Annotated in this window: 17 protein-coding genes, 1 pseudogene and 1 other annotated feature; of the genes and pseudogenes, 7 read left to right on the forward strand and 11 right to left on the reverse strand. The window is 57.1% G+C overall.

Annotated features, from left to right (window positions below):
• Positions 1-116: 116 nt before the first annotated feature.
• The 8 genes and pseudogenes from urtE to atzF all read right to left on the reverse strand — a co-directional run bounded on the left by urtE (position 117) and on the right by atzF (position 11,888).
• Positions 117-815 carry an urea ABC transporter ATP-binding subunit UrtE gene (gene urtE / locus HA45_RS11270; protein ID WP_100704520.1) on the reverse strand — a complete coding sequence of 233 codons (699 nt, stop codon included), beginning with the start codon at positions 813-815 and terminating at the stop codon, positions 117-119.
• A gap of 1 nt (position 816) precedes the next feature.
• A complete protein-coding gene (gene urtD, locus HA45_RS11275; protein ID WP_100704521.1) occupies positions 817-1,608 on the reverse strand; it encodes an urea ABC transporter ATP-binding protein UrtD in 792 nt (263 codons plus the stop codon).
• A complete protein-coding gene (urtC, locus tag HA45_RS11280) occupies positions 1,601-2,677 on the reverse strand; it encodes an urea ABC transporter permease subunit UrtC (RefSeq protein ID WP_100704522.1) in 1,077 nt (358 codons plus the stop codon). The genes urtD and urtC overlap by 8 nt, the downstream gene beginning before the upstream one ends.
• On the reverse strand, positions 2,677-4,242 hold the full coding sequence (gene urtB, locus HA45_RS11285; protein WP_100704523.1) for an urea ABC transporter permease subunit UrtB: 1,566 nt from the start codon (positions 4,240-4,242) through the stop codon (positions 2,677-2,679). The genes urtC and urtB overlap by 1 nt, the downstream gene beginning before the upstream one ends.
• Before the next feature lie 225 nt (positions 4,243-4,467).
• The gene (urtA, locus tag HA45_RS11290; protein WP_100704524.1) at positions 4,468-5,736 is read right to left on the reverse strand and encodes an urea ABC transporter substrate-binding protein; all 1,269 of its coding nucleotides are present in this window, start codon (positions 5,734-5,736) and stop codon (positions 4,468-4,470) included.
• A gap of 28 nt (positions 5,737-5,764) precedes the next feature.
• On the reverse strand, positions 5,765-6,463 hold the full coding sequence (locus tag HA45_RS11295) for a GntR family transcriptional regulator (RefSeq protein ID WP_100704525.1): 699 nt from the start codon (positions 6,461-6,463) through the stop codon (positions 5,765-5,767).
• A gap of 9 nt (positions 6,464-6,472) precedes the next feature.
• Positions 6,473-10,089, reverse strand: a pseudogene (gene uca / locus HA45_RS11300) (urea carboxylase).
• A gap of 2 nt (positions 10,090-10,091) precedes the next feature.
• The gene (gene atzF, locus HA45_RS11305) at positions 10,092-11,888 is read right to left on the reverse strand and encodes an allophanate hydrolase (protein ID WP_100704689.1); all 1,797 of its coding nucleotides are present in this window, start codon (positions 11,886-11,888) and stop codon (positions 10,092-10,094) included.
• Positions 11,889-12,144: 256 nt separating this feature from the next.
• Here atzF and sltY point away from each other — a divergent pair, with 256 nt between their 5' ends.
• Both sltY and trpR read left to right on the forward strand, forming a co-directional pair.
• Positions 12,145-14,064: a murein transglycosylase gene (sltY, locus tag HA45_RS11310; protein ID WP_100704527.1), complete on the forward strand. Its 1,920-nt coding sequence runs from the start codon at positions 12,145-12,147 to the stop codon at positions 14,062-14,064.
• Between the two features lie 44 nt (positions 14,065-14,108).
• The gene (gene trpR, locus HA45_RS11315; protein ID WP_100704528.1) at positions 14,109-14,432 is read left to right on the forward strand and encodes a trp operon repressor; all 324 of its coding nucleotides are present in this window, start codon (positions 14,109-14,111) and stop codon (positions 14,430-14,432) included.
• Here the strand turns inward: trpR and yjjX are convergent, their stop codons facing one another.
• Positions 14,433-14,951: an inosine/xanthosine triphosphatase gene (yjjX, locus tag HA45_RS11320; protein WP_100704529.1), complete on the reverse strand. Its 519-nt coding sequence runs from the start codon at positions 14,949-14,951 to the stop codon at positions 14,433-14,435.
• Between the two features lie 51 nt (positions 14,952-15,002).
• On the opposite strand from yjjX, the gene gpmB reads away from it, so the two are divergent.
• Positions 15,003-15,650, forward strand: a complete 648-nt coding sequence (gene gpmB, locus HA45_RS11325) for a 2,3-diphosphoglycerate-dependent phosphoglycerate mutase GpmB (RefSeq protein WP_100704530.1) — start codon at positions 15,003-15,005, stop codon at positions 15,648-15,650.
• A 220-nt stretch (positions 15,651-15,870) separates the two neighbouring features.
• Here gpmB and robA read toward each other — a convergent pair whose 3' ends face one another.
• Positions 15,871-16,752, reverse strand: coding sequence for an MDR efflux pump AcrAB transcriptional activator RobA (gene robA / locus HA45_RS11330; protein ID WP_100704531.1), 882 nt, complete (start codon positions 16,750-16,752; stop codon positions 15,871-15,873).
• A gap of 194 nt (positions 16,753-16,946) precedes the next feature.
• Here robA and creA point away from each other — a divergent pair, with 194 nt between their 5' ends.
• A complete protein-coding gene (gene creA, locus HA45_RS11335; protein WP_100704532.1) occupies positions 16,947-17,420 on the forward strand; it encodes a protein CreA in 474 nt (157 codons plus the stop codon).
• A gap of 47 nt (positions 17,421-17,467) precedes the next feature.
• Here the strand turns inward: creA and arcA are convergent, their stop codons facing one another.
• On the reverse strand, positions 17,468-18,184 hold the full coding sequence (gene arcA / locus HA45_RS11340) for a two-component system response regulator ArcA (protein WP_008108686.1): 717 nt from the start codon (positions 18,182-18,184) through the stop codon (positions 17,468-17,470).
• Positions 18,185-18,792: 608 nt separating this feature from the next.
• Here arcA and HA45_RS11345 point away from each other — a divergent pair.
• The 3 genes from HA45_RS11345 to thrA all read left to right on the forward strand — a co-directional run bounded on the left by HA45_RS11345 (position 18,793) and on the right by thrA (position 22,302).
• Positions 18,793-19,482 (forward strand): tRNA/rRNA methyltransferase, encoded by a 690-nt coding sequence (locus HA45_RS11345; protein WP_100704533.1) that lies wholly within the window; start codon positions 18,793-18,795, stop codon positions 19,480-19,482.
• A 201-nt stretch (positions 19,483-19,683) separates the two neighbouring features.
• A complete protein-coding gene (gene thrL / locus HA45_RS29015; RefSeq protein ID WP_100704690.1) occupies positions 19,684-19,755 on the forward strand; it encodes a thr operon leader peptide in 72 nt (23 codons plus the stop codon).
• Positions 19,691-19,813 (forward strand) — a sequence feature (Thr leader region). Its footprint overlaps the gene before it by 65 nt.
• Positions 19,814-19,839: 26 nt before the next feature.
• Positions 19,840-22,302, forward strand: a complete 2,463-nt coding sequence (gene thrA, locus HA45_RS11355) for a bifunctional aspartate kinase/homoserine dehydrogenase I (RefSeq protein ID WP_100704534.1) — start codon at positions 19,840-19,842, stop codon at positions 22,300-22,302.

Below are 22,302 nucleotides of genomic sequence, written 5' to 3' on the forward strand. Positions count from 1 at the left end.
CTTGGGGTTGCTTCGGGGCAGAGGTGCTCTGGCACCAGACTGCGTTATCATCCGCCACCTAACTGACAAGCATTGCGCCATTTATGGCGCTCTGTATCCCAGTGCGCAGGCGACCTTTAAATCGCCACCAACCCGCGCACGCCTTCCGCTTCCATATTTGATCCCGCGCCGCGTTGCACGATCTCTCCGCGTGACATCACCAGATACTGATCGGCCAGTTCGGCGGCGAAATCGTAAAATTGCTCCACCAGCAAGATCGCCATATCACCACGCTGGGCTAACTGGCGGATCACTGCACCGATCTCTTTGATCACTGATGGCTGGATCCCTTCGGTGGGCTCATCCAGGATCAACAGCTGCGGTTTGCATGCCAGCGCCCGACCGATCGCCAGCTGCTGCTGTTGTCCGCCGGACAGATCGCCGCCGCGTCGGGCTTTCATCTCGCGTAGCACCGGGAACAGCTGATAGATCTCTTCGGGCACGGTTTTGGCCTGCGATCCCGAGAAGCGTGCCAGCCCCATCAGCAGGTTCTCTTCCACCGTCAGGCGCGGAAAGATTTCACGGCCCTGCGGCACATAAGCAATGCCCGATTGCACGCGCTGGTGCGGCTTACGGCTGTTGATCACCTTATCCTGCCAGCGAATTTCACCGGATTTGGCCGGAATCAGCCCCATAAGACATTTCAGCAGCGTGGTTTTACCCACGCCGTTGCGCCCCAGCAGGCAGGTAATTTCGCCTGGTTTGGTTGCAAAAGAGAGGCCGCGCAAAATATGGCTGCCGCCGTAATATTGATTCAGTTCGGAAACCTGCAACATGTTAGCGCCCCAGATAAACGTCAATGACCCGATCGTTCGCCTGCACTTCGCGTAACGATCCCTCAGCCAGCACCTGACCCTGATGCAGCACTGTGACGTGATCGGCGATGGTCTCGACAAACCCCATATCGTGCTCGACCACCATCAGCGAGTGCTTGCCTGCCAGGCTGCGAAACAGCTCGGCGGTGTACTCGGTTTCTGCATCGGTCATGCCTGCAGCCGGTTCATCCAGCAGCAGCAGATGCGGATCCTGCACTAACAACATACCGATTTCGAGAAACTGCTTCTGACCGTGCGACAGCAGCCCGGCTTTGCGCTGGCGTTCACCGCCGAGGCGCAGCAGTTTCAATACCTCATCAATGCGATCCTGCTGCTCGCCGTTCAGCCTGGCGCGCAAACTGGCCCACACCGATTTATCGTTTTTCAGCGCAATTTCCAGATTTTCAAACACCGTGAGTGCCTCAAACACCGTGGGTTTCTGGAATTTACGCCCAATGCCGGCGCGGGCGATCTCTACCGGCGACATCCTGGTGAGATCGGTGTCCTGGTCGTAGATCACCTGCCCGTTGTCAGGACGAGTTTTACCAGTGATCACATCCATCAGCGTGGTTTTGCCTGCGCCGTTGGGGCCGATCACGCAGCGCAGTTCACCGACGCCGATCTTCAGTGACAGATCGGTAAGCGCGCGGAAGCCATCAAACGAGACGTTGATCTTCTCCAGTTGCAGCACCGGATCGCTCTGATCGCGATGGCGGTCTGCCGGATGAGGTTGGGTAAACAGTTGTTCAGTCATCACGCCTCCGGCGCAGCAGGCCAATCACACCACGCGGCAGGAACAGCGTGACGAGGATAAACATCAGGCCGAGGAAGAACAGCCAGTATTCGGGGAATGCCACGGTAAACCAGCTCTTAGCGCCATTCACAATCGCCGCGCCGAGCAGTGGACCAATCAAGGTGCCGCGCCCGCCGAGCGCCACCCAGATAGCCGCCTCAATCGAGTTGGTCGGCGACATCTCGCTGGGGTTGATGATACCGACCTGCGGCACATACAGTGCGCCCGCCAGGCCACACAGCACCGCTGACAGCGTCCAGACAAACAGCTTGAAGCCTTTAGGGTCGTAACCGACGAACATCAGGCGGTTTTCGGCATCGCGTACCGCCGTCAGCACCCGGCCAAACTTGCTGCGTGCCAGTGCGAAGCCAATGCCAAGGCTGATTAACAACAGCAGCACGGTGGCGACGAACAGCCCAATGCGCGTGCCGGTGGCGGTAACGTTAAAGCCGAGCAGGGTGGTGAAGCCGGTAAAGCCGTTGTTACCGCCAAAGCCGGTTTCATTACGGAAGAACAGCAGCATGCCCGCGTAGGTCAGCGCCTGCGTCATGATCGAGAAATAAACCCCTTTGATTTTTGAGCGGAAGGCGAAGAAGCCAAACACCAGCGCCAGCAAACCCGGTACCAGCATGATCAGGCACAGCGCCCAGGCAAAGTGCTGCGTACCCGCCCAAAACCACGGCAGTTCGTTCCACGACAGGAACGACATAAACGCCGGTAAGCCATCGCCGGAAGCCTGACGCATCAGGTACATGCCCATTGCGTAGCCGCCGAGGGCGAAGAACAAACCGTGACCGAGAGACAGCAATCCGGCGTAGCCCCACACCAGATCCAGCGCCACCGCCACCGTGGCATAGCAGAGAATTTTCCCTACCAGCGTTAGCGTGTAAGTGGAGATCGCCAGCGGGTGCGTGGCGGGCAGCAGGGCGCAGAACGGCAGCACCAGCAACAGCAGGGTGATGACGATGCCGAGGCTAATGCTGAGGCGTGGCGCTTTACGTGCCAGCGTTAAGGTTATGGGTTGGCTCATCAGTCAATCACCCTTCCTTTGAAAGCAAACAGGCCCTGTGGACGTTTCTGAATGAACAGAATGATCAACACGAGGATGAGGATTTTGCCCAGCACCGCACCAATCTGCGGTTCCAGCACTTTGTTGAGAATGCCCAAGCCAAAGGCGGCCACCACGGTGCCCGCCAGTTGGCCCACGCCACCCAGCACCACCACCAGGAAGGAGTCGATGATGTAACCCTGGCCGAGTTCCGGCCCGACGTTGCCGAGCTGCGACAGCGCCACACCGCCCAGCCCGGCGATACCGGAACCCAGACCGAACGCCAGCATATCGATGCGCCCGGTCGGCACGCCGCAGCAATCGGCCATGGCGCGGTTTTGCGTCACGGCGCGCACGCTAAGGCCCAGGCGCGTTTTGTTCAGCAGCAGCCAGGTGAGGCCGAGTACAGCAAACACAAACAGGATCACCGCAATACGGTTGTAAGGCAGCACCAGATTAGGCAGCACCTGCAAGCCACCGGAGAGCCAGCTCGGGTTAGCCACTTCCAGGTTTTGTGCGCCAAATAGCATGCGCACCAGCTGGATCAGCATCAGGCTGATGCCCCAGGTGGCGAGCAGGGTTTCCAATGGGCGACCGTATAAATGGCGAATGATGGTGCGCTCCAACAGCATGCCGATCCCGGCGGTAACCAGGAACGCAACGGGCAGCGCCAGCAGCGGATACCACGCCAGCCACTGCGGTGCGAACTGCTGGAACAGGTTTTGTACAAACCAGGTGGCGTAAGCGCCGAGCATCAGCATCTCGCCGTGCGCCATATTGATCACGCCAAGCAGACCGTAAGTGATCGCCAGGCCAAGCGCGGCCAGCAGCAGGATCGAGCCTAGAGACAGGCCGGTAAACGCCTGACCTAAAATATCGCCCCACATCAGGCGATGTTTAATCTGTTGCAGGCTCTCAGTGGCAGCGGCGCGCACCTGCGCATCGGGTTCGTTGCTGGCCTGAGTTAAGCGATTGAGACTGGCCTGCATATTGGGATCGCTGGATTCACCGAGCAGCGTGACGGCTTTGAGACGCACGCTGGCATCTGGGCTGGCGAGTTGCAGGTTGGCCGCCGCCATAGCGAGCACCGCGTGAACCTGAGTGTCTTTCTCCACCGCGAGGCGCTGTTCAATCAGCGGCAGCTGATCGGCGGCACCGTCGTTTTGCAGTTGTTGTGCAGCGCGCAGGCGAATGGCGGGATCGTCGCTCACCAGCTGGTGGGCGGCGAGGGCGCTGGCGATTAACACGCGCAGCCGGTTGTTCATAAACAGCTTTTTGGTGTCACCCGTCGGCTGTTGTGCGCTGTCCAGCGGGATGAGTTTGTCATCCTGTTTGCTGAACGGCTGTTTGTTCTGGTCGATGACCATGCTTTCGTTGCGCAGTGCCTGCAGCAGCGGCAAGCGGCTGGCCTGCGGTGCGGCAGCCCACTGTTGCAGCAGATTGGCCTGATCAGTGCGGCTGGCGGCGGCGAAATCAGCGCCATCGCCCGCCTGGGCGAGCCACGGCAGGAGCAGCAGCAGACAGCAAAGATAACGGCGGATTGTCATGATGATGATCCTGTTTGTCGTGAGGCTTGGGTGCGGCTGAAGCCCTCACCCGAACCCTCTCCCGCAAGTGAAAGAGGGGACCGATCCAGCAAAGACTTAACGCGGTTAATCACATTCGGCATCCTCTCCCTGACTCTGTGAGAGTGGATCCGGATGCGGCTGCTGCCTTCGACCTGTCCCGATGGCAGAGAGTCGGTGTTACGACAGCAGCGCGCACTTTGCGTATTACTTGGTCGACTTCACCGGATAATCCGGCTTCTTATCATTACCGGCGATGTACGGGCTCCACGGCTGGGCACGCACCGTTTTATCGGTCTGCCACACCACGGTGAACTGGCCGTTCTCTTCCACTTCGCCAATCATCACCGGCTTGTGCAGATGGTGGTTGGTGTTATCCATGGTCAGGGTAAAACCGTCTGGCGCTTTAAAGCTCTGTCCGGCCATTGCCGCACGCACTTTGTCCACATCGGTGGTGCCTGCTTTTTCTACCGCCTGCGCCCACATATGAATGCCGACGTAGGTCGCTTCCATCGGGTCGTTGGTTACCACGGTGCCCGCGTTCGGCAGGTTGTGCGCTTTGGCATAGGCACGGTAATCCGCCACGAATTTGGTGTTGGTCGGGTTATCGACTGATTCGAAGTAGTTCCACGCCGCTAACTGACCGACCAGAGGTTTGGTATCAATGCCACGCAGTTCTTCTTCGCCAACAGAGAAGGCGATCACCGGAATATCCGTGGCTTTGATGCCCTGGTTGGCCAGTTCTTTGTAGAACGGCACGTTAGAGTCACCGTTAATGGTGGAGATCACTGCAGTTTTGCCACCGGCAGAAAACTTCTTGATGTTAGAAACGATGGTCTGATAATCGCTATAACCAAACGGCGTATAGACCTCTTCGATGTCTTTATCCTGGATGCCCTTAGTGTGCAGGAAGGCGCGCAGTATCTTGTTGGTAGTGCGCGGGTAGACGTAATCGGTACCCAGCAGGAAGAAGCGTTTGGCGCTGCCGCCGTCTTCGCTCATCAGGTACTCCACCGCCGGAATCGCCTGCTGGTTTGGCGCGGCGCCGGTGTAGAACACGTTTGGCGACATCTCTTCGCCTTCATACTGCACCGGATAGAACAGCAAGCCGTTCAGCTCTTCAAACACCGGCAGCACTGACTTACGTGAGACCGAGGTCCAGCAGCCGAACACCGCCGCGACTTTATCTTGCGTCAGCAGCTGGCGCGCTTTTTCCGCGAACAGCGGCCAGTTAGACGCCGGATCGACCACGACCGGTTCCAGCTTCTTGCCCAGCACGCCGCCTTTGGCGTTGATCTCATCAATGGTCATCAGGGCCACGTCTTTCAGCGGTGTCTCAGAGATCGCCATGGTGCCGGAAAGCGACGACATGATGCCGACTTTGATGGTATCAGCGGCCTGGGCACCAAAGGTAAAGCCCAAACTGGCCACGGTGGCGGAGAGCGCAAAAGCTTTTAGCAACGAACGTCTTTTCATCGTTAACCCTCTAAATGTGTTAGTGTTTTTATTCAATGGGTTGAAGCCGGGCCTGCTGTAACATATGCAATGTGATCTTTCTGACCTCTGCCTTACTGACGGCGATGTGGTCGGTTAAAATGCGCTGTGCCTCCTCGGTTTGTTGCTGGAAAATCGCCCGTAAAATCTGAGCGTGTTCTCGGTATGTCGCATCCACCCGGTCGTCACGCGTAAAGTCGAGACGGCGGATAATGCGGATCTTTTCGGTTAATTCTGCGTGGATGCGCGCCATCTCCTGATTGCCCGCGGCGGCCACCAGCGCCATGTGAAAGGCTTCGTCGTGCGCCGATACTGCTTTGCCATCCTCCAGGCGAGGCGCATCGATCCAGAAACTTTTCAGTTCGGTCAGTATCTCGGCACAGGCCAGCGGTGGCAGCGCGCACAGACGGCGTACCGCTTCGCGCTCCAGCACGGTGCGGAAGTCATACAGTTCTTCGAAATACTCGAAGTCGAACGGCTTCACCTGCCAGCCGCTGCGGAACCACACTTCCACATAGCCCTCGCGCTCCAGCCAGAACAGCGCCTGACGCACCGGCGTGCGGCTCACCTCGAGCCGATCGGCGATTTCGTTTTCGCTAAAGCGGTCACCCGGCATTAAACGGAACTCAAAAATGTCCTGTTTCAGCGCCTGATAAACCTTCTCCGCCAGCGCTTCCGGACGGCCTTTGCTACGTGGGCTTTGATTCATGCGTGCTCCTTATTCCAGCCACAGCAGGGTGTCGCCCGGACTGACCGGACGTCCTGCCTGGCAGGCAATGCGTTTCACCGTGCCGGCCTGCGGCGCGATAATTGCCAGTTCCATTTTCATCGCTTCAACGATGATCAGCGTTTGACCGGCTTCCACCGCGTCACCCGGCTGCACCAGCACTTTCCAGATGTTGCCGTTCATATCGGCGCAAACCGCTAGCGCATCGTCATCGGCTTCCGCCACCATCAGCGTCTCTTCACTGGTGAGCGGCGCGTTCTGTTCTTCCTGCGCCCACAGCGTCACTTCCTGTTCGAAAGCGCCGGACTGGCGCTGACGGAAGTCGGTAATCGAATCGGCATGCTCCGCGAGGAATTGACCATGCGCGGCGAAATCAAACAGGGTTTCTTCGATACGCACCGTGGCGCGGCCTTCGCGGAAGTCATCGCGCAACAGGGTAAGTTCGTCCTCGGTCACCGGATAGAAGCGCACCTGATCGAAGAAGTGCAGCAGCCACGGTTCATCTGCCGCGAACTGATCGTTCTTGAGGAATTTGTTCCAGATCGGCAGCGTGCGGCCCACCAGCTGATAGCCGCCAGGGGAATCCATGCCGTAGATGCACATGTACATGCCGCCGATACCCACCGTGCCTTCAGCGGTGAAGGTACGCGCCGGGCTGTATTTGGAACTCAGCAGGCGATGGCGTGGATCGATCGGTACTGCACACGGCGCGCCAAGATAGACATCGCCAAGACCGAGGATCAGATAGCTGGCATCGAAAATCGTGTCGCGTACCGCTTCACGACTTTCCAGACCGTTGATGCGCTGAATAAAATCAACGTTGTTCGGCAGCCATGGCGCGGTAGCGCGCACGGTTTCCTGGTAACGCTCAACCGCACCCAGCGTGGCGCTGTCTTCAAACGCCATCGGCATCCAGACGATGCGGGAAGGCACCTTCAGCTGGCTGACATCACCGAGTCCGGCTTCTAACTCCAGCAGCAGATTCATCAACTGTTTCTGGCTGAGGATCAGGCTGTCATAGCGCACTTGCAGGGAGCGAACGCCGGGTGACAGCTCTTCGACGCCGGGCACCGCACGTTCACGCAGCGCATTCATCAGCAGGTGCACACGCAGACGCAGCGCCAGATCCAGCACGTTGTCGCCGTACTCAATCAGCACATATTTATCACCGGCCTGACGGTAAACCGCCGCTGGCGTGGCAGCCGTAGCAGGTAAGGCGGCGAGCAAAGTGGCAGAGCCAATATCACTGGCGGCCAGTGAGGGCACCTCAAAGGCTGGCGCATGGGTGCTGCGCAGGGTTTCCACGCTGTGCGCCTGGGCTTTCTCCAGCGCCACCGCTTCGTCGGCGCTGATCGGATGGAAGCGAATGCTGTCGCCCGGCTTCACCTGGCCGACTTTCCACAGTTCGGCTTTGGCGATGGTCACCGGGCAGACGAAGCCGCCAAGGCTTGGGCCGTCATGGGTCAGGATCACCGGGAAATCGCCGGTAAAGTTCACCGCGCCAATCGCGTATTCGCAGTCGTGTACGTTAGACGGGTGCAGCCCAGCTTCACCGCCGTTGGCGCGCGTCCAGGTCGGTTTTGGCCCGACTAAACGCACACCGAGGCGGTTGGAGTTGTAGTGCACCTGCCAGTCGCTGGCGAAGAATTCATCGATAGCCGCCTGAGTGAAGAAATCCGGTGCGCCGTGCGGTCCGTACAACACGCCGATGCGCCACTCGGTGCCGTAGTGTGGCACCAGCGCGTGATCCAGTGCTTGCGGCTCACTGACCGGCGCTGGCGTAGTGCAGGCAGCCAGTAGCGGTTGAGAGATTGGCAGCATGTCCGCGACGCGCAGGGTGCGCCCGGCATGACCGCCAAACTGGCCGAGTGAGAAAGTAGAGCGGCTGCCGAGGTATTCAGGCACGTCGAAGCCGTTACGCACCGCTAGATAGGTGCGGCAACCGCTTTGGGCACGACCTAACGTCAGCGTCTGGCCGGCTTTCACGCTGACTGGCTGCCAGTAATCGAGGTGCATGCCATCAAGCTCTGCCGGGCAATCGGCTCCGGTCAGGGCAATCACCGCATCGCTGTGGAAACGCAGCGTCGGGCCTTGCAGAGTAAATTCCAGTCCGGCGGCGCTGTCGTGGTTGCCGACGATGCGGTTAGCGAGGCGGAAAGCGAAGTCATCCATCGGGCCCGAAGGCGGTACGCCGATGTCCCAATAGCCGAGGCGGCCAGGGAAATCCTGAATGCTACTGAAGGTGCCGGGTTGCAGCACTTCAATCACGCTGGCGGACGGCGTAAAGCTGTCGAGGAAACGCGTCCAGACTTTGCCGCTGCTGAACGCTTCGGTGGCGACAATCTGGCGCAGATAATCGAGGTTGGTGGCGATGCCGTGCAGCTGTGTGGCATCCAGCGCCTGCTGCATTTTCGCCAGCGCCGCTTCGCGCGTATCGGCGTGAACAATCAGTTTGGCGATCATCGGATCGTAAAACGCTGAGACTTCAGTGCCGGTATCGATCCAGCCATCTACGCGCACGTCATCCGGGAAAAGGACGCCGGTCAGCGTGCCGGGACTCGGCTGGAAGTTTTTCAACGGATCTTCCGCGTAGATACGCACTTCAATCGACGCGCCTTGCGGTGCCTGTTGCAGGCGTGCCCAGTCGATGGCATCACCGGCGGCGACTTGCAGCATGCACTCGACCAAATCCAACCCGGTCACGCACTCCGTCACCGGATGCTCCACCTGCAGGCGGGTGTTCACTTCGAGGAAGTAAAACGCGTCCTGCTCAGCGTCATAGATGTATTCCACGGTGCCGGCGCTGCGGTAATTGACTAACTCACCAAGGCGCACGGCGGATGACAGCAGCGCTTCACGCGTCGCCTGCGGCAGGTTCGGTGCGGGGTCTCTTCCACCACTTTCTGGTTACGGCGCTGCAGCGAACAGTCACGCTCACCGAGGGCAATCACTTTGCCGGTGCCATCGCCAAAAATCTGCACTTCAACGTGGCGCGCGCGGTCGATAAAGCGCTCCAGAAATACGCCTGCATCACTAAAGAATTGTTCGCCGAGACGACGCACGCTTTCCCACGCATTGCGCAGCGCATCGGCGTCGTCGCAGCGGGTTAAGCCAATACCGCCGCCGCCTGCGGTGCTTTTCAGCATCACCGGATAACCGATAGTGTCAGCGGCGCTAAGCGCCTCTTCCAGTGAATCCAGCAGCGGCGTGCCGGGTGTCATCGGAACGCCTGCGCTGGCGGCTAACTCGCGTGCGCGGTGCTTCAGGCCAAACTCGCCAATCTGCTGAGCAGTCGGGCCGACAAACGCAATACCGGCTTCTTCGCAGGCGGCAGCAAACGGCAGGCTTTCGGAGAGGAAGCCGTAGCCCGGCCAGATGGCTTCTGCGCCGGTCTCTTTGGCGGCGGCGAGAATTTTATCAATACGCAAATAGCTGTCGCTGGCTTTGTCGCCGCCGAGCGCAATCGCCACATCGGCTTCTTTGACATGGCGCGCGTTACGGTCGGCATCGGAATAGACGGCGACGCTCTTCACGCCAAGGCTTTTCAGGGTGCGAATCGCGCGGCAGGCAATTTCGCCACGGTTAGCAATCAGTACGGTGCTGAACATGATTATTTACTCCCCTGAGAGGCCAGCCAGTTGCGCCAGCCGCCAAATTCGGTAATTTCCAGCGCCTGTGACAGCACTGCCGGTTCACAGATAAAGCCTTTCACCACGCGACCATCAGCCAGCGTCAGTGAGCCAATGCCGAGCGGGGCCGGGATTTCCGCTACGAATTCGCCAAAGCGCGCCAGCGGGATATCCCACAGTTCCACCGTGATCGCCGCACCGCTGTCGCCACGCAGCAGGCCGGGCTTCTTGATCGGGCCATCGAGCAGCGCAAACAGGCGGTAGTTGCTGGCGGTTTGTGTCTCTTCCACCAACACCGCATCGCGGGTGGTGAGCTGGAAATTGAGCGGCATGCCGGTGAGATGCGCTCCGACTACGGCCACGCGCACGTGATCGGCAGAAACCGGGAATGCAGTGTATTGAGAAGGCTGAGCTTTGCCGGTGGCGCCTAATGTCAGCGCCATCTGCTGCTGCCACTGAAGGCCAAAGCCCGCCAGCGCGCGATCCTGCCAGGCCGGTGCAATCAGCGTGATGCCCGCTGGCAGGCCATCGGCGCGGAACGGACCAGGCAGCGCCAGCGCGCTGAGGTCGGCGAGATTGGTAAAGTTGGTGTAAGTGCCGAACTGCGAGTTGAAGCGCACTGGCTCCTGTTTCATCTCTTCCAGCGTGTGAATAGTGGGTGAAGTCGGCACCACTAGCGCATCGAACTGCGCCAGGGTTTGCTGGATTTGACGCGTCAGCTCGGCACGCAGGTATTCCGCCTGATAAGCTTCGACGGCGGTGTATTTCAGGCCGCTGCTGACAATGCCGTACACCACTGGATCCATCTCTTCCGGGCGGTTGATCATTTCGCCGACAGCCACCGTGCGCTCGGCCACCCACGGGCCGTAATAGAGTTGTTCCGCCAGCTGGTGGAATGCAGTGAAGTCGATAGGATGCAGCGTCGCGCCGCCCGCTTGTAGTTGCTCCAGCGCACTCAACCACGCGGCTTCCGCCTGCTTATCACCAAAGAACTCTGGCGACGCGGGGATAGCAAAATCGGGTTGCGCTTTTAAGCTGCCAGGCGCGGTATGCGGATTGCTGCGTGAGTAGGCATCTCCGGCATCGTAGCCGCCTGCGGCGGTGGCAACGGCGAAGGCATCTTCCACCGTCAGGGCGAAGACGGAGATGGTGTCATTCAGACGGCAGGCTGGCACCACGCCGCTGGCTGAGAACCAACCTTTGGTGGGTTTCAGACCGACGATGTTATTAAAGCCCGCCGGGACGCGACCGGAACCGGCGGTATCGGTGCCCAGCGAGAAGCCTACCAGGCCGCGTGCCAGCACCGAAGCAGAACCGGAGCTGGAGCCGCCGCTGACATATTCTGGATTAAAGGTGTTACTCACTGCGCCAAACGGCGAGCGCGTGCCGACTAAGCCCGTGGCGTACTGGTCGAGATTGGTTTTGCCAATCACCACCGCACCGGCCGCTTTTAACTGTGCGACCACAAAGGCATCGGCTTCTGCGGTGTAAGTGAACGCCGGGCAGGCGGCGCTGGTCGGCCAGCCTGCCACATCAATATTGTCTTTCACCGCAAACGGCACGCCAAACAGCGGCAGCGCAGCGGGATTACGCAAATAACTGGCCAGCAAGGGCTCGATTTGCGCTTGCAGCTGTGCGGGCGAGGCGACATACAGCCAGGCATTATCCTGCTGGTCGATGGCGTCGAGGTGGGCTGCCAACAGCGCGCTAATGCACTGCGGGTCCTGCTGATAGCGGTGCTGCCAATCCTGAAGCGTGTATCCAAAGGTTGCTGCCATGAGTGAATTCCAACTGGTATACAAGATGGAATTCAACAGAGCAAAGCGCGTGCCATTTTTGTAAGTGAATGAATAGTTGTAGCTAATTGATATGACATAAGATTTTGTGATGATAATTTGCACAGCCACGGCGCAGACGGTGTGCAATCACGGTGCGCCTGCGTAAATTTTGTGAAGAACATGGCAAGAGACCGTTGGCCTGGTTAGCATGAGTTAAGTCTGGCATGAGCTGGATCGCAGCGAAGAGGAGAGCAGAGTGGAGAAGTGGCGTAACTGGATGATAGGGATCTGTCTGGTCAGCACGGCCAGCAGCGTGTGGGCCGACTCGCTGGATCAACAACGACAGCGCTATGCGCAAATCAAACAAGCCTGGGATAATAACCAAATGGACCAGGTCTCGCAGCTGATGCCAACGCTGCAGGATTATCCGCTCTATCCGTATCTGCAATACCGTTTGCTGGCGCAGGATCTCGATCAAGAGACGCCGCTGGCGGTGAAGAACTTTATTCAGCAATATCCGACGCTGCCACCGGCGCGTTCGCTTTCAACGCGCTTCGTCAATGTGCTGGCACATCGTCAGGATTGGCAGGGCGTATTGAGCTTCAGCCCGGATGAACCGAAACCAGTGCAGGCACGCTGTAACTGGTATTACGCCAAGTGGGCCACCGGCCAGCAACAGGCTGCGTTTGATGGCGCTAAATCGATTTGGCTGCGCGGTTCAGCGTTACCGAACGACTGCGATCAGCTGTTCTCGGTGTGGCAAGCGTCTGGACAGATGTCGCCAATCACCATCCTCGAACGTATTCGCCTGGCGATGAAAGCCGGCAACGACAGCCTGGTGAATTATCTGGCCAAAACGCTGCCGGCGGATTATCAAACTACCTCCAGCGCACTGATTGCGCTGCAGCAGAACCCGCAAACTGTCACCTCTTTTGCCAGCAGCCTCGGTCCGACCGATTTTACCCGCATGGCCACTAGCTATGCCTTTGCCCGCGTGGCGCGTGAAGACATGGATAATGCGCGCATGATGATCCCACAGCTGGTGCAGGCACAGAAAATGAGCCAGGCCGAAGAGCAGGATCTGAAAGAAACCGTGGTGTGGCGCATGATGGGCGCGGATCTGACTTCTGAGCAGGCGCGCTGGCGTGATGCGGTGGTGATGAACAGCGAATCCACAGCGCTGGTGGAACGTCGTGTGCGTCTGGCGCTGAGTCAGAACGATCGTCGTGGACTGAACACCTGGATCGCGCGTTTGCCGGTAGAAGCCAAAGAGAAAGATGAGTGGCAATACTGGCAGGCCGATCTGCTGATTTCTCAGGGGCGTAAAGACGAGGCTGATGAAATTCTGCGTAAGCTGATGCAGGCGCGTGGGTTCTATCCGATGGTGGCGGCACAGCGCCTTGGCGTGGAGTATCCGTTGCAGGTCGATCAGGCTCCGGCGGCAGACAATTCATTGGTGCAGGGACCAGAACTGGCTCGCGTGCGTGAACTGATGTATTGGGGACTGGATAATCTGGCACGCAGCGAATGGGCCAATCTGATCTCCAGCAAAACCCATTCACAGCAGCAGATGCTGGCGCGTTACGCCAACGAGCAAGATTGGTGGGATCTCAGCGTGCAGGCGACGATTACCGCGAAAATGTGGGATAGCCTGAAGGAGCGTTTCCCGCTGGCGTGGCGCAATCTGTATCAGCAATACACCAGTGATAAAGGCATTCCACAGAGCTATGCCATGGCGATTTCCCGCCAGGAGAGTGCATGGAATCCGAAAGCGCGCTCACCGGTCGGGGCCAGCGGTTTGATGCAGGTGATGCCAGCGACAGCGGCGCATACCGTGAAGATGTACAACATCCCCGGTTATGTGAACAGCAGCCAATTGCTGGATCCGCAGACTAATATCCAGATTGGTACACAGTACCTGGAGTACGTCTACCAGCAGTTCGACCAGAACCGCATCTTCTCCTCGGCGGCGTATAATGCCGGGCCGGGCAGGGTGCGCAGTTGGTTGAACAACAGCGGCGGCAAACTGGATGCGGTGGCGTTTATCGAAACCATCCCGTTCTCTGAAACCCGCGGCTACGTGAAAAATGTACTGGCCTATGATGCCTACTACCGTTACTTCATGGGCAAGCCGGATAAGATTCTCGCTGATGGTGAGTGGAATCGCCGTTACTAGCTGTGCTATGCTTCCGTACTCGTCAATGAGTACGGAAGCCCTTCATGAGCCAACCCCTTTCCTCCCAGCCAGATTCGGCTGAGCCTGTTGAAGATAACTGGCTGCGTTTTATCGATTTAATGCAAAACGCTTTCGCGGACGGCGTGTCGTTGCCATTGTTGCAACTGATGATGACGCCCGATGAACGTGAAGCCTTTGGCACACGCCTGCGTATTATTGAAGAGCTGATGAACGGCGACATGAGCCAGCGCGAGCTGAAGAATGAGTTGGGCGTGGGAATCGCCACTATCACGCGTGGCTCCAACAGTCTGAAAGAAGCGCCTCCCGAGCTGAAACGCTGGCTGGAAGCGCGCTTAGGCCGCCAATAACTACTGCTGATAAAGCGGATGGGTAAACGGGCAGAGCGCCAGAATCAGTGCCTGATGATAGACGCTGGAACGACTGAGTAAACCGTTGGTGAAGGCACCAATGGCCCCGCCTTTTTGCTTGATGTTCTCCACGCCGGTTAAGCGCGCCATCTCGTGACCGAGTTCGTGCCCGTCAGCTAATCCGGCTAACACCACCGGTGGCAGGGTGAAGCTGGCAGAACGCGATTCACCGCGCTGCTGGGCGTTTTCAATCACCATCCAGGCAAAGGCGCAGTCGCCTTCAATGCCGGCTTCAATCGCGACCCAATAGTCAGCTTCAGCACGCTGCTGGCGGGCGTTCGCCACGCGGGTACGTGCGCCAGTTCGCGTTTCGGCATCACTTAACGGCTGCGCGGCAACGCCGCTCTCGACCTCGACCCCTTCAATATGGCAGGATCCTTCACCAAAGACGTCGTTGAACGCCTGAGCAATCGCGCGAATTTTTGCCGGGTTGATGGTGGCTGCGACAACATGGTACATAATTGTTTGAACCCTCAAGGCAAATTTGTCGCAGTATAACGGAAATTAAGCATGCTACAGGTCTATCTTGTTCGTCACGGTGAAACGGTATGGAATGCGGCCCGACGCATTCAAGGGCAATCCGACAGTCCGCTGACGGAAAAAGGTGAGCAACAGGCTCAGCAAGTGGGTGAGCGGATGAAATCGCAGGGGATCACGCATGTGATTGCCAGCGATTTAGGCCGTACGCGTCGCACCGCAGAAATTATTGCGGATGCCTGCGGCTGTACGGTGAAGGTCGATGCGCGCCTGCGTGAGTTGAATATGGGCTGTCTGGAGCAGCGTCCGCTCGATGGGTTAACCCCGGAAGAGGAAAGCTGGCGCAAGACGCTGGTGGATGGCACCGAAGGCGGTCGTATTCCCGGCGGTGAATCAATGCTGGAGATGGCCACGCGCATGCACGAAGCGTTGAATGCTTTGCTGGAACTGCCGGCGGGCAGTCGTCCCTTGATTGTCAGCCACGGCATGGCGCTGGGCGTGCTGGTGAGTACCCTGCTGGGATTACCTGCGCACGCTGAACGTCGTTTACGCCTGCGTAACTGCTCTATCTCCCGCGTGGATCATCAGCAAAGCGCGTGGCTGGCAGCGGGTTGGGTGGTGGAGACGGCAGGCGATGTGTCGCATCTGGATGCACCCGCGCTGGACGAATTACAGCGTTAATCGTCTTCTGGTATCGGTGCGCATGAATGCGCACCCTACAAATTCGCGGGGCGTGATGAATGTGCACCCTATAAATTTGTGGAGGCGTGATGAATACGCACCCTGTCAAATTGCGGGTTCGTGATTAATGCGCACGCTCTAAAATCGTAGGGTCGTCATTTATGACGACCGGCTGTTATTGAAGCCAAAAAAATGCCGTCATCATGACGGCATTTTCATATCAGCGACTCTGCTGTGGACGAATCGGAATCAGATATTCGCAACGGATTTCCGTTGGCGGCTCGCTGCGTTTCTTACCGCCGTGGGTGAAGAAGCGCTCGATATCCTGACCCTGACGGCGCACCAGCCCCAGCGTCGGCATGCAGGTTCCGTACAGCAGCAGAATAAACTCACCTAACGCGCTACGCGCACCGTTATAGGTGAACTGCACATAATCTCCGGCTTCAACGATGACGCTCTGATTCGACTGCATACTCATTGCCTGTTGATCGGCTGGCACCGCAGTGGTGTAAAGAATCTCCTGCTCATCATCCTTCTCATGGCTGGCCCGCACCTGATGCAGACCGTACAGCACCGGCGGCACGGTATCGGTTTCCAGCAAGAACTGCTTCCAGAAATGAATGCGCATCTCGTCACGGTAACTGGAAATTTGCTCCAGCGTACAGGAGTAGCTCTGCGTTTGACCGACCAACACGGTTTCCGGCAGCGTGACGAAACTTGCCTCCGGCATGTGATGATCGTCAAGACGGATCGGCGGGCGAATACCGAAAGAATTCCACTCTGATGAGCGACGATACCAGGCTGGCGTTTGGTTGAACTGCTTTTTAAACGCACGGGTAAACGTCTGCTGCGAATCGAAGCGATATTGTAAAGCGATGTCGAGGATCGGGCGGCTGGTCAGGCGCAGTGCCACAGCGGCTTTCGACAGACGACGCGCGCGGATGTAAGCACCGATGGCGTGGCTCGTCACTTCCTTGAACATACGCTGCAGGTGCCACTTGGAGTAGCCCGCTTTCAGCGCAACATTATCTAATGAAAGGGGTTGATCCAGATGGCTCTCCAGCCAGACAAGCAAATCGCGAATGATACCGGCTTGGTCCATAAAACATCCTCATAACTCTCTGGTGGCGCAACTATGAAGTCGTCGAATAATAGCACGAAATGCACAAAAGCGTGGGGGCTGATGATTAATCGGCTGTGCTAAATCAATGCGGGTTTAAACCCGTTTAGGTTTGGTTCCGGGTTCGATTGACAGTACATTACAGTCTCATCTATTCGATTGGCAATGGTAACTCAATGACAATAACTCGCTTTCTTATAATCACGCTTGTTACGGGTGTGTTCAGCGCGGGTGTCCAGGCCGAGGAAGTTGGCTCGGTTGACACGGTATTCAAGATGTTTGGCCCCGATCATAAGATCGTGGTGGAAGCCTTCGATGACCCCGACGTAAAAAATGTAACCTGTTATATCAGCCGGGCTAAGACCGGTGGGATTAAAGGCGGATTGGGTCTGGCGGAAGATACTTCCGACGCGGCCATCTCCTGCCAGCAGGTTGGGCCTGTAGAGCTTAGCGATAAAATTTCACAAGGCAAGGCGCAAGGTGAAGTGGTGTTCCAAAAGCGCACTTCTTTGGTGTTTAAGAAGCTGCAGGTGGTGCGCTTCTTCGACCAGAAACGCCATGCGCTGATCTATCTGAGCTACTCAGATAAAGTGGTAGACGGTTCGCCGAAAAACGCGTTGAGCGCGGTGCCGATCATGCCCTGGCACTAAGCCATAAAAAACGCCCGGATGGGCGTTTTTCTTTTCCTGCTATCCACTCAGTCCTGCAGTTCGCCGCAGAAGCGGTAACCTTCGCCGTGAATGGTGGCGATGATTTCAGGTGTATCCGGTGTGGATTCGAAATGCTTACGGATGCGGCGGATGGTGACATCCACGGTACGGTCATGCGGCTTCAGCTCGCGACCGGTCATCTTCTTCAGCAAATCGCCACGGGTTTGAATCTTGCCCGGGTTTTCGCAGAAGTGCAGCATGGCGCGGAATTCACTGCGCGGCAGCTTATATTGGTCGCCGTTCGGGCTGATCAGTGAGCGGCTATTGATATCCAACTCCCAACCGTTAAAGCGATAGCTTTCAACCGTGCGGCGTTCTTCACTTGGCATCGCCAGATTCATGGTACGCGACAGCAGGTTGCGTGCACGAATCGTCAGCTCACGTGGGTTGAACGGCTTGGTAATGTAATCATCGGCGCCGATTTCAAGGCCAAGGATTTTATCTACTTCGTTATCACGACCTGTCAGGAACATCAGGGCAACGTTTGCTTGTTCACGCAGCTCGCGCGCCAGCAGCAAACCGTTTTTACCTGGCAGGTTGATGTCCATGATCACCAGATTGACGTCATTTTCCGTCAGAACCTGGTGCATCTCGGCACCGTCGGTGGCTTCATAGACCACGTAACCTTCTGCCTCAAAAATGCTTTTGAGGGTGTTACGCGTGACCAGTTCGTCTTCAACGATAAGAATGTGCGGGGTCTGCATGTTTCGCTACCTAAAATTTGCCAACAAATCGAAAACAGGGCGTACGGCGGTCGCAAAAACTGTTCAACAGAACAGTGGCCGTGCGCAACCGATGTACGAAATAATCTTCGGAATACACCATCCATCAACGTCAACTTCAGTGTTAGCTCAGCCAGTCAGGATGAATATTTGCGAGCCCCGTATGTATCGGACTGCCGCTTATCCTAACCGTATTAACAGCAACCTAACAGCACCAACAACAACCGATAAGCATAAAAACAACGCTTCGTTGACTTATATCAAATGCAAGTGTAGCACGTTAACACTTTTATGAAAAACTTCTCCAGGAATGCAAGCTTAGCTCACAAAAAGCAGCATTTTTGCTACATTTCGGCTGCATAACAGCAAAACTAAAACTTGCAGGAAATAATATTTTAATAATATGAAAAACAATAGATTTATATTAATTAAGTCGGGAAATTTTGCTTATATCCCACAATTTCATCTACCTCTGGATTTTATCCTCTTTTAACATCGTTAACATCTTATTTTCTCTCGCCCGTGTGGTTGGTATTTTCGTCACTGCATGCCAACATAAGGCGAGTTGTTAACCGTTCGATGGATAAATCATGCATTTCCCCCTGATCCTTGTCTCACCCGCGCGTCCGGAAAATATCGGCGCGGCAGCCCGCGCCATGAAAACCATGGGTTTTAGTGAACTGCGCATTGTCGCCAGCGATGCCTGGCAAGACCCTGCTGCACGTCGCGTTGCCCACGGTGCGGGTGAGATCCTCGATAACGTCAAAACCTACGCCACGCTAAGTGATGCCCTGGCGGATGTGGATTTCTCCGTAGCGACCACCGCGCGCAGCCGGGCGAAGTTCCGCTATTACGCCACGCCGACGCAGGTGGAAACCATCCTGCAGGAGAAGCGCCAGTGGTTGAGTCGTATCGCGCTGGTGTTTGGCCGCGAGGACAGTGGCTTAACCAATGAGGAATTGGAGCAGGTCGATTTGCTGACCGGCATCCCGATGGCGAATGACTATCCTTCGCTGAATCTTGGCCAGGCGGTGATGGTGTTCTGTTATCAGCTCTCGGCGCTGAATCAGGTGGCGGCAGAGGTGAAAGAAGTGGCCAACGAACATCAGCTACAGGCGCTGCGCGAACGCTTCCATCAACTGTTAGTGAAGCTGGACGTGAGCGACGATGCCAAAATGGCCGACTGGATCGATCAGCGAATTGGCTTATTGGAGCAGCGTGATAGCGCCATGCTGCATCGCCTGCTGCACGATGTAGAAAAAAAACTTATAGATAAATAATCGGTGAATATCGGCTTTGATAGTGACAGATCGGGAAACAGGGCGATCTGTCGAACGATCCCGATATGATTTTCGCGCTGAAACCGAACTCTGCGCAGCCGTGGTTTAACTGCGGCTAAGACAAATTCGTTGACTTAACGTGCCCTTTGCTTTAATTCTGGAAGGCAGACGGACAAGACAAAGACAGACAGAAAAATCTAAATGCGTAATCTCAGCCTGAACATCACAATTATTATTACCACCACCATTACCACAGGTAACGGTGCGGGCTGACGCATACAGGAAAAACAAAGAAAAAAGCCCGCACCTAAACAGTGCGGGCTTTTTTTTCGGCAAAAATTCAGGAGAGCTTCAATCATGCGAGTGCTGAAATTCGGCGGAACCTCAGTAGCCAATGCGGAACGTTTTCTCCGCGTGGCGGATATTCTGGAAAGTAATGCGCAACAGGGACAGGTTGCCACCGTGCTCTCTGCACCAGCGAAAATCACCAACCATCTGGTGGCGATGATTGAGAAAACCATCAGCGGCCAGGACGCACTGCCGAATATCAGCGATGCCGAACGTATTTTTGCCGATCTGCTGCAGGGCCTGGCCGACGCGCAGCCGGGCTTCGATTTTGATGGCCTGAAAACCCGCATCGAGCTGGAATTTGCCCAGCTGAAACAAGTGCTGCACGGCATCAGCCTGCTGGGCCAGTGCCCGGATGCGGTGAATGCCGCCATCATCTGCCGTGGTGAAAAACTCTCTATCGCCATTATGGAAGCGCTGCTGCAGGCGCGCGGCCATAAAGTCACGGTGATCGATCCGGTAGAGAAACTGCTGGCGATTGGCCATTACCTCGAATCCACGGTTGATATCGCCGAATCCACCCGCCGCATTGCCGCCAGCCAGATTCCCGCCGATCACATGATCCTGATGGCCGGTTTCACCGCCGGTAATGAGAAGGGCGAACTGGTGGTGCTGGGCCGTAACGGCTCCGATTATTCGGCGGCGGTGCTGGCAGCGTGTTTGCGCGCCGACTGCTGCGAAATCTGGACTGACGTCGACGGCGTCTATACCTGCGACCCGCGCCAGGTGCCGGATGCGCGCCTGCTGAAATCAATGTCTTATCAGGAAGCGATGGAGCTGTCTTACTTCGGTGCAAAAGTGCTGCATCCGCGCACCATCGCGCCGATTGCCCAGTTCCAGATTCCTTGCCTGATCAAAAACACCGCTAACCCGCAAGCGCCCGGCACTTTGATCGGTGGCGAGGGCGAGCTGGATGAGAACCCGGTGAAAGGCATCACCAACCTGAATAACATGGCGATGTTTAACGTCTCCGGTCCGGGTATGAAAGGCATGGTCGGCATGGCGGCGCGCGTATTTGCCGCGATGTCGCGCACCGGAATCTCGGTGGTGCTGATCACTCAATCCTCTTCTGAATACAGCATCAGCTTTTGCGTACCGCAAAGCGAGCAGGCGCGTGCGCGTCGCGTATTAGAAGAAGAGTTCTATCTGGAGTTGAAAGATGGCCTGCTGGATCCGCTCGACGTGCTGGAGCAGCTGGCGGTGATTTCCGTGGTCGGCGATGGCATGCGCACCTTGCGCGGCATCTCGGCCAAATTCTTCTCGGCGCTGGCGCGCGCCAACATCAACATCGTGGCGATTGCGCAGGGCTCCTCTGAGCGCTCTATCTCCGTGGTGGTGAGCAATGATGAAGTCACCACCGGCGTGCGCGTGGTGCATCAGATGCTGTTCGCCACCGATCAGGTGATCGAAGTGTTCGTGGTGGGCGTCGGCGGTGTCGGCGCGGCGTTGCTGGAGCAGCTGCATCGTCAGCAGGCGTGGCTGAAAGAGAAGCACATCGACCTGCGCGTGTGCGGTATCGCCAATTCGCGCGCGCTGTTAACCAACGTGCACGGCATCGATCTCAGCAACTGGAAAGGGGCCCTGAGCGAAGCGAAAGATCCGTTTAACCTGGGCCGTCTGATGCGCCTGGTGAAAGAGTATCACCTGCTGAACCCGGTGATCGTGGACTGTACCTCCAGCCAGGCGGTGGCCGATCAGTATGCTGACTTCCTTGCTGAAGGTTTCCACGTGGTGACGCCAAACAAAAAGGCCAACACCTCATCGTGGAATTACTATCAGCAGATGCGTGCGGCCGCGGCAAAATCGCGTCGTAAGTTCCTGTATGACACCAACGTCGGTGCCGGTTTGCCGGTGATTGAAAACCTGCAAAATCTGATGAATGCCGGTGATGAGCTGATCAAATTCTCCGGTATCCTCTCCGGTTCGCTGTCCTTTATTTTCGGCAAGCTCGATGAAGGCGTTTCGCTGTCGGAAGCCACCAAAACGGCGCGTGAGATGGGCTTCACCGAGCCGGATCCGCGTGACGACCTTTCGGGCACTGACGTTGCTCGCAAGCTGCTGATTCTGGCACGTGAAGCGGGCCATCAGCTGGAGCTGAGCGATATCGAGATCGAACCGCTGCTGCCGGCTGAACTCACCGATATCGCCGATGTTGAGCAGTTTATGGCGCGCCTGCCGGAACTGGATGATGCCTTTGCCGCCCGCGTTGCCAAAGCGCGTGATGAAGGTAAAGTGTTACGCTTCGTCGGCGCCATTGAAGAAGGCGGCGTCTGTAAAGTGAAAATCGATGCGGTGGATGGTAACGATCCGCTGTACAAAGTGAAGAACGGCGAGAACGCGCTGGCGTTTTACAGCCGCTATTATCAGCCGATCCCGCTGGTTCTGCGTGGATACGGCGCGGGGAATGATGTCACAGCGGCCGGCGTATTTGCCGACTTGCTGCGTACACTGTCGTGGAAGTTGGGAGTTTGA

Source organism: Pantoea rodasii (assembly GCF_002095465.1).
GTDB classification, from domain to species: Bacteria; Pseudomonadota; Gammaproteobacteria; order Enterobacterales; family Enterobacteriaceae; genus Pantoea; species Pantoea rodasii.